Source organism: Xanthomonas albilineans (genome assembly GCF_002939705.1).
Classification (GTDB): domain Bacteria; phylum Pseudomonadota; class Gammaproteobacteria; order Xanthomonadales; family Xanthomonadaceae; genus Xanthomonas_A; species Xanthomonas_A albilineans.
This window is the reverse complement of record NZ_MDCB01000001.1, coordinates 12,701-27,542: the sequence shown is the minus strand read 5'-3', so window position 1 is coordinate 27,542 and position 14,842 is coordinate 12,701. Positions and strand designations below refer to the sequence as shown.

The following is a 14,842-nucleotide window of genomic DNA, read 5'->3' as shown; positions in this document are numbered from 1 at the left end:
TACACGCCAAATCATGCACACTGCATTGGCCTAGAACCGTGTGCTGCAGAACGCGGAACCAGATGAACTTGTGCCGCCAACGACACGGACTGGCGGCGTTCCCGACAGGGGATTCACCCAACGCGACGCACATAGGTGCGCTCGACGTAATCGTCGATCAACGCAACGAACTCTTGGGCGATGTTCTCGCCACGCAAGGTGACGGTTTTTTCTCCATCGATGAACACCGGCGCCGCCGGCGCCTCACCGGTGCCGGGCAGGGAGATGCCGATGTTGGCATGACGCGACTCGCCCGGCCCATTGACCACGCAGCCCATCACCGCCAGGGTCATGTTCTCCGCGCCGGGATGCTGAATCTTCCACTCAGGCATCTTTGCACGCACATGGTTCTGCACCACTCTGGCTAGTTCCTGGAAGAACTCGGAAGTGGTACGGCCGCAACCTGGGCAGGCGGTGACCAGCGGGGTGAAGGCACGCTGACCGGTGGTCTGCAGCAGCTCCTGGGCAACAATCACCTCCTGCGTGCGCGACTGTCCCGGCTCCGGAGTCAACGAGATGCGGATGGTGTCGCCGATGCCTTCCTGCAACAAGACTGCCAGTGCCGCGCTGGACGCCACGATGCCCTTGCTGCCGATGCCGGCCTCGGTCAGGCCCAGGTGCAGAGCAAAATCCGAACGCTGCGCCAGGTCGCGATACACCGCGATCAACTCCTGCACCCCGCTGACCTTGCAGCTGAGCACGATGCGGTCGCGGCCCATGCCCAGCTCCACGGCGCGCTCGGCCGAATCCAGCGCCGAACGGATCAGCGCCTCGCGCAGCACCCGCGCAGCATCCCAGGGCACCGCGCGGCGCGAGTTCTCGTCCATCAGTTGCGTCGCCAACGCCTGGTCGAGCGAACCCCAGTTGGCGCCGATGCGCACCGGCTTGTCGTACTTCAGCGCAAATTCGATCAACTGCGCGAATTGGGTGTCCTTCTTCTTGCCGAAACCGACATTACCGGGGTTGATCCGGTACTTGGCCAAGGCCTGCGCGCAGGCTGGCTCAGCGGCCAGCAACTGGTGACCGTTGTAGTGAAAGTCGCCGATCAACGGCACCTCGATGCCCATCATCCGCAACTTGTCGACGATACGCGGGATCGCCGCGGCCGATTCGGGATTGTTGACCGTCAACCGCACCAGCTCCGAACCGGCGCGCCACAACTCCGCCACCTGCTTGACCGAGGCGGCCACGTCGGCGGTGTCGGTATTGGTCATCGACTGCACCACGACCGGCGCACCAGCGCCCATGGTGACGCCGCCGATGCGGACCGGTTGGGTCAGGCGGCGCGGGCCGGGCGCGGCGTCGGCGGAAGGGGCGGAACGGCTGACAGGGTCGGACATGCCGACATTTTAGCCTGCAAGGCGGGGGGCCGCCCCACTCCCAAGATGCCGGCGATTCAGCGAAACGGCGCGTACCGCAACCGGTAATCACAAGACGCACCGCTCCCGGCGCATACGATGCATGACATGGACTCCACCGACGCTTCCTTCCTACGCACCCTGTGCAGCCTGCGCTGGCTGGCCACCGCCGGGCAGGCAGCGACGATCCTCCTGGCGACCTGGCCGATGCGCTTGCTGTTGCCGCAAGCGCCGTTGTGGGCCGGCGTTGCCGTACTGGCGCTGTTCAACCTGTATGCGCAGTTACGCCTGCGCCATACCGCCGCGGCCACGCCGGCCACGGCATTTAGCCACATTTTGGTGGATATCACCGTACTGACCTGGATGGTCGGCTGGAGCGGGGGCATCGGCAACGCCTTCGGCTCCCTGTTCCTGGTGTTGATCGCACTGGCGGCACTGGCCTTGCCGCTGCGCTGGGCCTTGGCGGTGGCACTGGCCTGTATGAGCGGCTACGCGGTCAGCGCGCTGTTCGGGCTGCCACTGCCGCGCGGTCCGTATCAGGTGCTGGACCTACAGCGCTGGGGAATGGCAGCCAACTTCCTGCTGTCCACCGTGGTGGTGCTGGTGTTTTCCACCCGTCTGGCGATGGCCATGCGCGCACGCGAACGCGAACTGGCGCTGTTGCGTGAGCGCTTTACCCGCAACGAGGGCATCGTGGCCCTGGCCACCCATGCCGCCTCGGTCGCGCACGAATTGAACACGCCGCTGGCGACCATGACCCTGCTCACCGACGATATCGCCGAGCAGAGCATGCAGCCGGAACTACGCGAGGATCTGGACACGCTGCGGCAACTGCTGGTGCAGTGCCGAGAGCGGGTGCTGGCACTGGCTGCACCGGCTCAACGGGCAGGCGGGGGGATGGTCTCGCTGGCGCACGTCCTGCATCAATGGCAACTGGTGCGGCCGACCGTGCAACTGCACCGCAACGACGATGCGCCTTTACAACTGCGCATGGAAAGCGCAATCGGCCACTTGTTGCAAGTGCTACTGAACAATGCCGCCGACGCCGGCGAACGCACCGGTCAGCCACAAGTGGACCTGAACGTACACGTCACCGGCAGCGAATTGATCGGCGAGGTGCGCGATTATGGCGGCGGCTTCGACGCCAAGCAGGTCGGGCTGCCTGCCACCCTGTTCCGTAGCGGCAAGCCCGACAGCATGGGCGTCGGCTTGGCGCTGTCGCATGCGACCATCGAGCGCCTGGGCGGGGAACTGTGGACACAGCCCGCGCACGGTCACGGTACCCGGGTCGGATTTCGTCTGCCGCTGCTCGCTCTGGAGACCTCCGCATGACCACCGACACCCCACTAGGCCTACTGGTCGACGACGATCCGTTGTATCTGCGCACCCTGCAACGCACCCTGGCCCGCCGCGGCCTGGAAACCCTCACGGCCGAGAGTAGTGTGATGGCATTGATGCTGGCCGCAGCCAGCCCCCCGGATTACGCGCTGATCGACCTCAAGCTCGGCGACGAATCCGGCCTGGCACTGATTCAGCCGTTGCGCGCGATTCGCTCCGACATGCGCATTCTGCTGGTCACCGGTTACGCCAGCATCGCCACTGCGGTGGAAGCGATCAAGCTCGGCGCCGACGACTATCTGCCCAAACCGGCGACCGTGCCGATGATCCTGCGCGCGCTCGGCCTGGAGGCAGAGGACAACGAGGACGACGACGACGTACCTGACGCGATGACCCCGCTCAGCCGCTTGCAATGGGAACACATCCAGCAGGCCATGCACGAAACCGGCGGTAACGTCTCCGCCGCCGCACGCCTGCTCGGCATGCACCGGCGCTCGTTGCAACGCAAACTCGCCAAGCGCCCCAGCCCCAATCGTGATCCCCCCCGCTAAACCGTGCGGTCCGCATCGGCGCTTCAGCGCCTTGCATGAACGCTGCGCCTCCTACCCGTCCATCGTTCCTCAAGCCCTCTCCCCCAAGGCCGCTAAATCAGCATGTCCATCTTCCCTCCCCCCACGCTGCTGGACGAACCAACACGACTGAATGTCCTGCAGCAACTCTGCCTGCTGGACACCCCGGCGGACCTCGTCTTCGACCTGATCACGCAATTGGCCGCGCGTCACCTGAAGGTGCCGATCGCGATGGTGTCGCTGGTCGACGAGCGGCGCCAGTGGTTCAAGTCCAAAATCGGTGTGGACACCGCAGAAACCCCGCGCAGCCAGGCGTTCTGCGCATACACGATCCAGAGTACGGAACTACTGGTGGTCCTCGACGCCCGCGAGGATCCGCGTTTTCGCGACAGCGCGCTGGTGACCGGACCGCCATTCGTGCGTTTTTATGCCGGGGCCCCCCTATTGATGGCCGACGGCGCCAATCTGGGCGCGTTGTGCGTGGTCGACACCGAACCGCGCCAGGACTTCGACGAGTCGTCGCGTAAGACCCTGGAAGACCTGCGCGACATCCTGATGATCCGCATCGACGCCCTGCGCAACGCCGGATTCATCGACCCGCTCACCCAACTGCCCAACCGCCTGCGTTTCAACGAAGACCTGACCATGTGGCTCTCGCTGCAAGGCACGCAGCAGCACAACACCGCCGTGGCAGTGGACGTGTGCGGAACCAAGTACTTCCGCGAGATGGTCAAGGCGCTGGGATGGGAATACGCCGAAGGTTACCTGCTGTCCTCACGCGACCGGCTGGTGCAGGCACTGGATGGGATACCGCTCTATCGCATCGACACCACCACGTTCGTGTTCGTGATCGAAGGCAGCGACGAGGACAAGCTGGCGCAATGGTGCGATCGAGTCTGCGACGCCTTCACCTTGGCGATCGAACACCAGGGTATCCCGCACGTGGCCACCCCCTCGCTCGGCGCGGTCTACCTGGACGGCGGACTGAGCGCCAACCATACCCTGCGCTCACTGACGACCGCCGTGGATATGGCACGCCAGCGCGGCCTGCGCTGGAGCCTGTACGAACTCAGCCATGACGCCAACCAGCGCAGCGCATTCCGGATCCTGGCCGCGCTTCCGGAAGCGCTGAGCGCACACGGCCAACTGAGCCTGCACTACCAACCGCGAGTAAGCATGCACAGCGGTGCCTGCACCGGAGTGGAAGCGCTGCTGCGTTGGGAGCATCCGCTGCTGGGGGCGGTCGCGCCCAATAATTTCATTCCACTGGCAGAGAAGACCGCGCTGATGCCGCAGATCACCGCCTGGGTGCTGCAAACCGGTATCGCCCAGGCCGCGCTGTGGCAACAGCGTGGACATCGCTTCGCCGTGTCGTTGAACGTGTCGGCAGTGGATCTGGAGCAAGCGGATTTCATCACCAACCTGCGTAGCCTGCTGGCACAGCACGCACTTGCACCGGGCGCCATCGAAATCGAGTTCACCGAAAGCGCGATGATCCGCCATCCGCAACGGGTCGCCGAACAACTGCAACAAATCAGCGCACTCGGGGTGAAAATCGCCATCGACGACTTCGGCACCGGCTACAGCAACCTCGGTTACCTCAAAAGCATCCCCGCCCACGCCCTGAAGATCGACCAATCGTTCATCCGCACATTGCCCGCGAGCCGCAGCGACAGCGTGCTGGTACCAGCGATGATCCGTCTCGGCCACGACTTCGGCCAGCAGGTCGTGGCCGAGGGCATCGAGAGCGAAACCGTGTACCAGATGCTGCGCGACTGGGGCTGCGACGAAGGCCAGGGTTACTGGATCGCAAAGCCAATGTCGGCCGCCGCGCTGGACGCGTGGCTGGCAACACCCTGGCACGGCGCGTGAGCGCGTGGCGCCACCGCCCCTCGCCGGACAGCACTCACCAGAACACCGCGTAGAGCGCAATCAGAATCGTGATTACCACCGTGGCACCGAGCTTGAAGCCGAGCGCGGTGGCATAGCGCACGTCGTCGGTGCGGATCAAGTCTCGCGCTGGCGCCTGGGGAGTCAGTAGCGACACCAGCACCGCCGACAGCAGCGACAGCACGAACACCAATCCGATGCGGTCCATAAACGGCAGTTGCGGCCACAGTTTTTTCAACACGACCGACAACAGAACAGAACCGACCGCCGCACTCAGCGCACCTGCCTCGTTGGCACGCTTCCAGAACAAGCCCAGCATGAAGATCACCACCACGCCGGGGGTAAAAAAGCCGGTGAACTCCTGGATGAACTGGAAACCCTGGTCGAAATTACCCAACAGCGGGCGCGCGGCGAGAAGACCGATCAACACCGACGACACGGCGGCAAACCGGCCAACGCGCACCAAGCGTTTCTGGTCGGCTTGCGGGCGGAGCTTGGCGTAGAAGTCCAAAGTGAAGATGGTTGCCACCGAATTGATCTTCGATGCCAGCGAGGCCACGATCGCCGCCACCAACGCGGCGAACACTAGGCCGAGCATGCCGCTGGGCAACAGTTGCATCATGGTCGGATAGGCTTGGTCGGGTTTAGCCAGAGCCGGCGCCAGCACCACCGCGGCGATACCCGGCACCACCACCACCGCCGGCATCAACAGCTTCAAGAAGGCGGCGAACACGATGCCTTTCTGCGCTTGGCCGATGTTCTGGGCCGCCAATGCGCGCTGGATGATGTACTGATTGAAGCCCCAGTAGCTGATGTTCATCACCCACAGTCCGCCGAACAGCACGCTCAAGCCCGGCAGATCCTTGTAGAAGGGATTGTCCCTGGACAGGATCATGTGGAAGTGTTCCGGATGCGCGCTCCATAGATGCTTGAAGCCGGCCAGCACGCCAGCACCATCGCCGATACGCGACAGGGTCAGCCCGGCGACCAGCAAACCGCCCAGCACCAGCAAGGTGACCTGCACGATGTCGGTCAGCGCCACCGCCTTGAGGCCACCGTACAACTGATAGACAAGAGCGAACACACCGATCAAAGCCAGCGCCAGAGTCTGGTCCATGCCGGTAACCTGGCTCACCGCGATCGATCCCAACCACAGGATCGAGGTCAAGTTGACGAACACGTACAGCAGCAGCCAGAACACCGCCATCAGCGTGCGGATCCACTTGCCGTAGCGTTGTTCCAGGAACTGCGGCATGGTGTAGATGCCATTGCGTAGAAACACCGGCAGGAAGAACTTGCCGACGATCAACAAGGTCAGCGCCGCCATCCATTCGTAGGAAGCGATTGCCAGGCCGATCGCATAGCCGGAGCCGGCCATGCCGATGATCTGCTCGGCAGAAATGTTCGCTGCTATCAGCGAAGCGCCAATCGCCCACCACGGCAAGGTCTTGCCCGCCAGGAAGTAATCCTCGGCACTCTTGCGATGCCCGGCTTTCTCCCGCGACACCCACTGCGCAAGCACGAAGATGCCCGCCAAGTACACCAGCACGATCGCTACATCCAACCTCGCCAAACCCATGGCGTTCTCCTACGAGCCTCGGCCCTGTCGCATCGTTGAGTACGACGCCGCCCGCACGGGCAGCGCTCCTGACTATCACGCCTTTCTCACCCTGTGCGGCAGCATCGCACGCGTTGAACATCATCGGCGATGCGGCAATGTTCGCATCCGGCGAGGTTGAGCACCCACGCCGGCGCCACAGATCCGCCAATCAACGCAACGGACAATCGAGCATGCGCTGCGCGTCGTTGCTGGAACCCAGCGCAATTCGCGAGACCGAAAGATCCAATGCGGCATCGCTCTCGATCACGGGAAGCCGCTCGAGTTTGGCGAGGTCCGCACCGGCGACCGCGAAGCACTTCAGCGGTACTCCCAGCGTGTGCCATTCGCCCTTGGGCCACGCGGCCAACGCCTTGCCCCATGGCACCTGTGCCGCGCAACCATGACCACAATTCACACCGATGCTAGTGGCGCCAGCCGGCGGCGCATCCACTTTCATGGTCAGAATCAATTGCAGATCGCCATTGCTCTCACGCGAGACATCCAGCGGCCTGGGCAGCACCAGCGCCAACGCGGCCTTACCCTTGCCCGACCAGACGAAGCGACGTGCGTCCTCCTGCGCCTTGTAGTCGATCGCGGTGACCTTCAGCGCGCCGTCGGCCAGCGCCACCGGCACCGTCGCTGCCGGCAGATTGGCCTGCGTACCACCTTGCAGGATCAGGTTGATGCCCGCCGCGGGCTTGCCGCGTTCGAAGTACACCCCGCCCACCGCCTGCGCGCCGGACACGCCGGAAACTTCGGAAAGACGGTTCAGATCGCCCTTGTCGGCATAAGTCAGGCCCTCACCGAATGCGAACTGCGGGTTATAGTTTTTCTGCCCGACATTGTTGGCGTACTGCACCGCCGAACGCGGCCAGGAATAGCTGAGCTTGCCGTGGAAATCGTACTGAAGCTGCCCATCGGGTTTGCGCAGCAGCACATCGGCAATGCCGCCACCTTCCGATCCCGGCAACCAGGCAGCGACGAACGCATCGGCGGCGTTGATCTCGCGGTTCACCCACAACGGACGTCCGCTCAGGAACACCGCCACGACCGGAATACCATCGGCTTTGAGCTTTTTGATCAGTTGCAGATCGCTGTCGTCGCCGGGTTTGTACAGCAGCGTGGCGATGTCGCCCTGGAACTCGGCGTAGGGATTTTCGCCAAACACCACCACCGCCACATCAGGCTTATTCGTATACTTGCCGTCGATCGCCAACTCGGCGCTGCCACCGGCAGCCTGGATCTGTTCCCGCAGCCCCTCCCAGATGGTCGTGGCATGCGGATAGTCGGCGCGCTTGGTGCCGGTGCCCTGCCAGTTCAGGGTCCAACCGCCGCATTGCTTACCCATGTCGTTGGCGCCATCGCCAACGACCAGGAGCCGAGTCTGCGGCTTGAGCGGTAGCAGGTGGTTCTGGTTCTTCAAGAGCACCAGCGACTCGCGTACCGCCTGACGCGCCACTGCACGATGCGCGGGCGCGCCGAGCAGTTCGAACTTGCCGCCGAGCGGGCGCTGCGACGGCTTGCCGGCCTCGAACAGGCCCAGCCGCAGCTTCACCCGCAAAATCCGCCGCACCGCATCATCCAGCCGCGCCATCGGAATCTCGCCGGACTTCACCGCCTTCAGCGCACTTTCGTAATACCCCTTCCAACTATCTGGCGCCATCAGCATGTCCACGCCGGCGTTGAACGCCGCCGGACAATCGTCGTTGCGACAACCGGGAACCTGACCATGGCCGTTCCAGTCGCCGACCACGAACCCACCGAAATGCATCTGCCCCTTCAGCACGTCGGTCAGCATCACCTTGTTGCCGTGCATCTTGACGCCGTTGAAACTATTGAACGAGGCCATCACCGACTGCGCGCCAGCGGCAATCGCCGGTGGATAGCCCGCACCGTGGATGTCGCGCAACTGCAGCTCGCTGACCCGGGTATCGCCCTGATCCTTGCCGTCGGTGGTGCCGCCATCGCCGAGGAAATGCTTCACCGAGGAGATCACGTGGCTGCCATCGAGGAAACCCGGCTGGCCAGGCACGCCTTGCAAACCCTCGACCATCTTGCCGGCAAAACTGGACACCACCTCCGGCGATTCCGAATAGCCCTCGTAGGTGCGGCCCCAGCGGTCGTCCTGCGGCACCGCCACGGTCGGCGCGAAGGTCCACTCCATGCCGGTGGTGCGGGTCTCGGCGGCGGTGACTTCGCCGATCTTGCGTATCAGCTCCGGGTCGCGGGTGGCGCCAAGACCGATGTTGTGCGGGAACAGCGTGGCGCCGACGATATTGCTCTGCCCGTGCACGGCATCGATGCCGAAGATGATCGGGATCGCCGGGCCGGAGCCGGTCTTTTCCATCGATGCGGTGTAATACGCATCGGCCAACGCCAGCCACTGCGCCGGACTGGCGTCGTACTTGCCGCCGGGATCGGAGTTGCCACCGGCCAGCACCGAGCCGATGTGATACTTGCGCACATCCTCAGGAGTCATGCTGGCGATATCGCCCTGCACGATCTGCCCGACCTTCTGCTCCAGCGTCATCTGCGCCATCAGCTTGGTCAGGCGCGCCTCCAGCGCCGGGTCTTCCGGCAACGGCCAGGCCGGTGACGGCCACAGCGCCGGATGGATCACTGGCGTAGCGGCGGTCATAGCCGGTGCCGGAGCAGCGGCCGAAGAACGTCCAGCCGCCACAACCCCCAGGGCCAGCACCCCCACGGCCAACGCATGACGAAGCGGCGCGATCGCGCCAGCAAACTGTGTATCCAAGCAACTCCCTCCCAGGAACGGCGAACGCATGCCAGACAACGGCCGCCTCGCCCACCGCGATGCGCGACCGACGCCTACGCTTCCCGAATCGCCCCGAGGCTGTCAACCGTGCCACGCGATATGCCGTGGTTGTCGATGGATATCGACTGACGCTATAGCGATGAAATATCCGCTTTGGCTGTTCTACGCCGCCTTCGCATGCGCGGCGGCGGTGGCTGCACCAGCGACACTCCCGCGCTTTTTGTTGCGTCGCAATATGGACGAATTTGTAGACTGCGCGCGTGCGCGATGCAGCTTGGCGCGAAGCGTGGACAGGACGGCGCGTGCAAAAGCGGTCAGACCGGGCACGCAAAGGGGGCATGCAGCGCGACCTGCATCGACGTTGACCGTGTCTGGACTCGGAACAGGTCAAGCTCAGCGGCAAGTTCACCGACCCAGGTCATAACTTGAGAAGTGAACCAGCCCCCCCTACACCATGGATCGGGCCAAGATGATGATATGGTCCAATTGAGCGCACCACGCTGAAAAACGCATGGTGCGAACCACCAAAATGGATTGAATAAAGGATCGTCAACATGGGAATGAAGGCCCGTTTCGGAACCGCCCTGGTCTTGCTTCTGCTCGCCGCATTCGCTGGCCTGTACTTGTCCGGCTACATCACCTTAATGCTGCTCAAGCTCAACATCCCGCTCGAGTGGAACACCTATCTCCAATATGTCCGCGCCTTGGGCCTGCCGCAGGTCCAACCATACGCGATGAAAATCAAACTCGGCGGCATACTGGGTTTCGGCCTGACCTTCATCGTGTGGCTGCCGTTGAACGTCATGCTGCTCCGATTAAGTCGCCGGAATGAGTCACTGCATGGCGATGCCGGTTTTGCCAACCTGCACGACATGAAGCGCGCAGGCCTGTTGGAGAAAAAACCCGAAAGCATCATTATCGGCAAGTATCGCAGACACCACCTCTACATCAACGGTGCGCTCCACGTGATGGTGGTGGCCCCCACCCGCAGCGGTAAAACCACCTGCATTGCCATTCCGGTGCTGCTGACCTACGAGCACTCGATGTGCGTGCTCGACATCAAGGGCGAATTGTTCAAGGAAACCAGCGGCTGGCGCGCTGCGCAGGGACAGCGCATTTACAAGTTCGCCCCGTATGCCACCGATGGCAAAACCCACCGATTCAATCCGCTGTCCTTTGTCAGGCCCAGCCAGTACATCGCCGACCTGCAAACCATCGCCGCCATCCTCTACCCCGACGCACCCGGAAAGGACCCATTCTGGGCGACCCAAGCCCGCGCCATCTTCGTCGCCTTCGCCTCCTTCATGTTTGAAAAATGGGAGGACATGGAGCGCAAGGGTTTCCCAGGAGCTGACGCACAAGGCAAGCTCGACCTCCAAGCGCCTCTCGATCCCAACGTGGACCCTAGATTTCCAAGCTTTGAACGCATCCTGCGGCTCTCCTCCGGTGCGGGGAGCCAGAGCATCAAGGAAATCGTCGGAACCTGGCTCTCGGCCTCAGGCCAGCAGGAATTCTCCTTCATCAGTGAGCAGACCCGTACCACCCTGCGTAACCTGATCGGGATGGCCGAGCAGACCTTTTCCAGCGTGGTCGCCACCATGCAGGCGCCATTGCAGCAGTTCCTCAATCCGACCCTGGCGGCGGCCACCAATGCCACCGACTTCGACGTCACCGCCATCCGCAAGCGGAAAACCACCATTTACACGGTCATTCCCGCGCAGAAACTCGACGAGAGCGGCAAGTTGTTGAACATCTTCTTCAGCACCGTAATCGGCAACAATCTGGACAAGCAACTGGGTGATGAGCCCGCACTCAAGTACCAGATGTTGATGCTGATGGACGAATTCACCGCGATGGGGCGCGTGGACGTGTGGGCCAAGCGGATTTCGATCTCGGCCAGCTATGGGGTGCGCGACCTGTGCATCATCCAGAGCAACGCCCAACTGCGCTCGGTCTACGGCGAGCACGACGCCCAGAACTTCACCACCAACCACGCCGGCAGCGTGGTCTACACCCCGCACGAACAGACAGACGCCAATGCCTACAGCGAGCAATTGGGGTTCAAGACCATCCGCCGCAAGCACCGCTCTCAGGGCGGCGGCGCGCAAGGCAGCAGCTACAACATCCACTACACCGAAGAAAAACGCGCGTTGATGCTACCGCAGGAACTCAAGGAACTACCCAGCGATGACGCGCTGCTATTCCTGGAAGGATGCAAACCGATCCGCTGCAAGAAGAACTGGTTCTTCAAGGATGCTTTCTTCAAGCAGCGCATCCTGCCGCCGGTGGAGATTGTGCCGATAAACGTGGTACGCGATCCGCCGCCCGAGGCGAGCAAGGATGGGGAGTGAACACATGGATCGACGGCATCCATCGCAATGTGCCAAAAATTTCGACAACTTATTTAAAGCCATTGCAAGCAGAAACCATGCCTCCAGCACATCAAAAATCTACCGCGAATGAGACCAGAATAATGCAATGCACGCACCAATCCGAAAAATTATAATTCATCAAATTGGAAACTGATAAAATTTACGGAGATAAAAAATGAAACATTTCACTTACTTAATTCCATTAATTTCGATTGGATTTCTCACCCAAGCATTCGCCAAGGATAATAAATTCGATGGGAAATGGGTTTATGAACAAACCTGCGGCCCTCAGCAGGTGGCATCAATTGAATTGACCCAGAAAAAAAATCAAGTGGACGGAAAATGGAGCAATGGAAGCACAAGAGGGTCCGGAGTTTCTGGAAAACTCAAAGGAAACATCAAAAGTGGAAAGCTATTCGTAAATTATTGTGGAGATGATGAAAATTCAGATCATCCAATCTGTCCTGATTACGAATCCGAATCTAGTGATTATTTTGTTCGCCAAGGGAAAGACCTGATATGGTACAAGCTGACGATTGGCAAAAACGGACGTGAATTTGAAAAATATCTCTTGTTACACCCAACGGTCAACGGGAAAGTCGTAATTAAAGATGGCAAATGCACCAGTTGAAATTTAGATTCAACCCTTACAGGAAGAGGTAATGGATTATGCCAGTTTTAACAGATGAAGAAATGCGTGCCGCCGCATATTATGCAATCGGCGTTAGCTCAGAAGGTTCTGATATCGCTTATCAACTTAACTTCTGCGGCAATATAGTTAAAAACAAGGAAAATGGCTTAGAAATGCTGGAGCCAATTGGCAATAGTGGATACACGATAGGTGAAATGCAAACTGACTTTGGCGCCCACAAAGATATTGCCATAAATCTTGTAAATTCATTTCAAACATGGGCTGCGGCTAATCATCCAGATTGGATATTGAAAGAGGATGATGCTTCGCTTCTTGCATCCAGCCTAGGCCGAGATGGACATCACATTCGCGACTCATATTATGATGTTCACAACAAGAACTATATACAAGAACATCACGGATCGCAAATCCCAAGCAGCCTCTTGCCTGCCACTGGCGACGATATAGATAAAACATTAAAATCACACCTAAATATTTACCTTTCAACCGATGATGGGAAAAGCTTCGCCCATAAACAAGACGTCAAGCAGGTTGAAATTTTAATTAACACTATCGGAAGCCGCTTAAAAAATACCGCCCCATATAAAAATGCAACAACCGAAGAACAGATAAAAATTTTCTCATCTTTGGCAAAGGCATACAATCAAAGCCCAGCCCTTATTGTTGGATCAAAGCACACCTCAGGAATTCTTGAAGATATAGAAAGCAATAAAATAAGAAGCCTTTCCGAAATAAATAATAAGATAAATTCCTTCCCAGAATACATGCGAACTGGTCATGAAGCAGCATTATCTGGTGCCGAAACGCTCAATGCTATTCGACGTGTTAACGAACACAACCCTCTGCACGCCCACTGGCAGGCGGTCATGGCGAATCCCCTGGTCGATCCCACGCAACTCCACGCCGACCCCAAACGTCCCCATCTCGCCGAGCAATACGCCACGGTAAAAGCCCTCTTTGTCGATCCTGTCCAAGGGAAGGCGTTTGTAGAAGCCCTCGAACACGGCGGTTCCCACAATTACGGCAACCCCGCCAAATCCAACTCCCGTGGTTTCTACGCCGAAGGCAAGGACTTCGTGCAATGGGATCGGGATGGACACGGACGCGCCTTCGTCGGTGGCCAGTGGTCCGAGGTGTCGCGCAGCGAACTTGCCCTGGCTCAAAATCGCGACGGCACCCTCGACCTCAATCTCAACCGCAACGGCCAGACCCACAGCCTGCTGCACGTCACCCATCCCTCGCTTCACCACCACAGCCCTGCATCGGCGCACACGCACCACGGCCATGACGCCGGCACGCCACACCAAGGCACACCTGCGCGTGGGGCCACGCCAGATCACTCTCCCCCCGGCATCCCAGACGCGACGCACTCACAGAATGCCGCACGACACGAGACTCCGGTTGTGGGCGGGCAAACAGCGAGCCATGTGCCACATACCCCGGCGACGTCGAAACCATCCCACCTCTCGCTGACAACGACACAGTCCCTGGAGCCCGGTGACCGCGGCGCTGCGGTGCAAGCCTTGCAGCAACACTTGCAGACCCTCGGCGTCACCGACCGCGATGGCAACGCGATCCAGGACGACAAGGACTACGGCCCGCGCACCCAACAGGCGGTGGAGGATTTTCAGCGTTTGGCTGGCCGCGAGCCCACCGGCATCGCCGACCCTGGCACGCTCGAAGCACTGCAAACGCATGCCCAGTTCGCCGCGCGGCAGAAGGCGCAGCACCTCGCCCCCGACCGCTATTTGGCCGATCACGCTCAGCCTGCGCCTTCCCGTTCTAGCGATGCCATAACCCAGCACTCGGCCCCGCCTCGCCCCGACCAGCCCCCTGCACAACAGCAGCCCGCACCCAAGGCGTTGGAACCCTACAGCAGCCCCACGTCCCCGCTGCACGCGCTCTACGCTCAGACCAAGGCCACCATAGATAACAGGGGCGTGTCGATGTCCGAGGAGCGCATGCACCAGCTCGTCGGCAAGATGGCGCTCCAAGGAATGACAACAGAAGGGAAAAACGATTTCGCGGTCAAGGGCGATACGCTCTATGGCTGCAATCTCGATGTCCCTTATAACCACTTCATGCTGGACCTGCGCGAACCAGCTCCATCGGTGCAATCCACGCTCCAGCAAGTGCAGACCCAGCAGCAGGTAAAGGAAGCAGAGTTGACGGCAATGCGGCAGCAGCAACAACAGTCGTATGGCCGATAGCGAGACGGATCGCATAAGCGCCACTGAACCCAACACAC

9 protein-coding genes are annotated in these 14,842 nt (G+C 60.7%); 6 read left to right on the top strand and 3 right to left on the bottom strand.

The features are described from left to right. Window positions 1-113: 113 nt before the first annotated feature. The gene (gene ispG, locus XalbCFBP2523_RS00100; protein WP_045765593.1) at window positions 114-1,379 is read right to left on the bottom strand and encodes a flavodoxin-dependent (E)-4-hydroxy-3-methylbut-2-enyl-diphosphate synthase; all 1,266 of its coding nucleotides are present in this window, start codon (window positions 1,377-1,379) and stop codon (window positions 114-116) included. A gap of 126 nt (window positions 1,380-1,505) precedes the next feature. Here ispG and XalbCFBP2523_RS00095 point away from each other — a divergent pair, with 126 nt between their 5' ends. The 3 genes from XalbCFBP2523_RS00095 to XalbCFBP2523_RS00085 all read left to right on the top strand — a co-directional run bounded on the left by XalbCFBP2523_RS00095 (window position 1,506) and on the right by XalbCFBP2523_RS00085 (window position 5,176). Beyond that, the gene (locus XalbCFBP2523_RS00095; RefSeq protein ID WP_045765592.1) at window positions 1,506-2,729 is read left to right on the top strand and encodes an ATP-binding protein; all 1,224 of its coding nucleotides are present in this window, start codon (window positions 1,506-1,508) and stop codon (window positions 2,727-2,729) included. Further along, on the top strand, window positions 2,726-3,286 hold the full coding sequence (locus XalbCFBP2523_RS00090) for a response regulator transcription factor (protein WP_012915726.1): 561 nt from the start codon (window positions 2,726-2,728) through the stop codon (window positions 3,284-3,286). Before XalbCFBP2523_RS00095 ends, XalbCFBP2523_RS00090 begins: the two co-directional genes overlap by 4 nt. Window positions 3,287-3,388: 102 nt before the next feature. Continuing rightward, a complete protein-coding gene (locus XalbCFBP2523_RS00085; protein ID WP_012915725.1) occupies window positions 3,389-5,176 on the top strand; it encodes a putative bifunctional diguanylate cyclase/phosphodiesterase in 1,788 nt (595 codons plus the stop codon). A gap of 34 nt (window positions 5,177-5,210) precedes the next feature. Here XalbCFBP2523_RS00085 and XalbCFBP2523_RS00080 read toward each other — a convergent pair whose 3' ends face one another. Together XalbCFBP2523_RS00080 and XalbCFBP2523_RS00075 are read right to left on the bottom strand one after the other, a co-directional pair. Next, window positions 5,211-6,773, bottom strand: a complete 1,563-nt coding sequence (locus XalbCFBP2523_RS00080) for a sodium/sugar symporter (protein WP_045765591.1) — start codon at window positions 6,771-6,773, stop codon at window positions 5,211-5,213. A gap of 190 nt (window positions 6,774-6,963) precedes the next feature. Next, window positions 6,964-9,549 (bottom strand): glycoside hydrolase family 3 protein, encoded by a 2,586-nt coding sequence (locus XalbCFBP2523_RS00075; protein WP_407070975.1) that lies wholly within the window; start codon window positions 9,547-9,549, stop codon window positions 6,964-6,966. A gap of 575 nt (window positions 9,550-10,124) precedes the next feature. Between XalbCFBP2523_RS00075 and XalbCFBP2523_RS00070 the strand changes: the two genes are divergently transcribed. The 3 genes from XalbCFBP2523_RS00070 (at window position 10,125) to XalbCFBP2523_RS00065 (ending at window position 14,804) form a co-directional block, all read left to right on the top strand. Next, on the top strand, window positions 10,125-11,921 hold the full coding sequence (locus XalbCFBP2523_RS00070) for a type IV secretory system conjugative DNA transfer family protein (protein WP_045765589.1): 1,797 nt from the start codon (window positions 10,125-10,127) through the stop codon (window positions 11,919-11,921). 196 nt (window positions 11,922-12,117) lie between these two features. Continuing rightward, window positions 12,118-12,573 carry a hypothetical protein gene (locus XalbCFBP2523_RS16160; RefSeq protein ID WP_146083993.1) on the top strand — a complete coding sequence of 152 codons (456 nt, stop codon included), beginning with the start codon at window positions 12,118-12,120 and terminating at the stop codon, window positions 12,571-12,573. Between the two features lie 62 nt (window positions 12,574-12,635). Further along, on the top strand, window positions 12,636-14,804 hold the full coding sequence (locus XalbCFBP2523_RS00065) for a peptidoglycan-binding protein (RefSeq protein ID WP_158250762.1): 2,169 nt from the start codon (window positions 12,636-12,638) through the stop codon (window positions 14,802-14,804). Window positions 14,805-14,842: the final 38 nt, after the last annotated feature.

Coding starts and splice junctions, on each gene's coding strand:
- XalbCFBP2523_RS16160 (WP_146083993.1), top strand. CDS start 12,118: ATGAAACATTTCACTTACTTAATTCCATTAATTTCGATTGGATTTCTC.
- XalbCFBP2523_RS00090 (WP_012915726.1), top strand. CDS start 2,726: ATGACCACCGACACCCCACTAGGCCTACTGGTCGACGACGATCCGTTG.
- XalbCFBP2523_RS00085 (WP_012915725.1), top strand. CDS start 3,389: ATGTCCATCTTCCCTCCCCCCACGCTGCTGGACGAACCAACACGACTG.
- ispG (WP_045765593.1), bottom strand. CDS start 1,379: ATGTCCGACCCTGTCAGCCGTTCCGCCCCTTCCGCCGACGCCGCGCCC.
- XalbCFBP2523_RS00095 (WP_045765592.1), top strand. CDS start 1,506: ATGGACTCCACCGACGCTTCCTTCCTACGCACCCTGTGCAGCCTGCGC.
- XalbCFBP2523_RS00080 (WP_045765591.1), bottom strand. CDS start 6,773: ATGGGTTTGGCGAGGTTGGATGTAGCGATCGTGCTGGTGTACTTGGCG.
- XalbCFBP2523_RS00065 (WP_158250762.1), top strand. CDS start 12,636: ATGCGTGCCGCCGCATATTATGCAATCGGCGTTAGCTCAGAAGGTTCT.
- XalbCFBP2523_RS00070 (WP_045765589.1), top strand. CDS start 10,125: ATGGGAATGAAGGCCCGTTTCGGAACCGCCCTGGTCTTGCTTCTGCTC.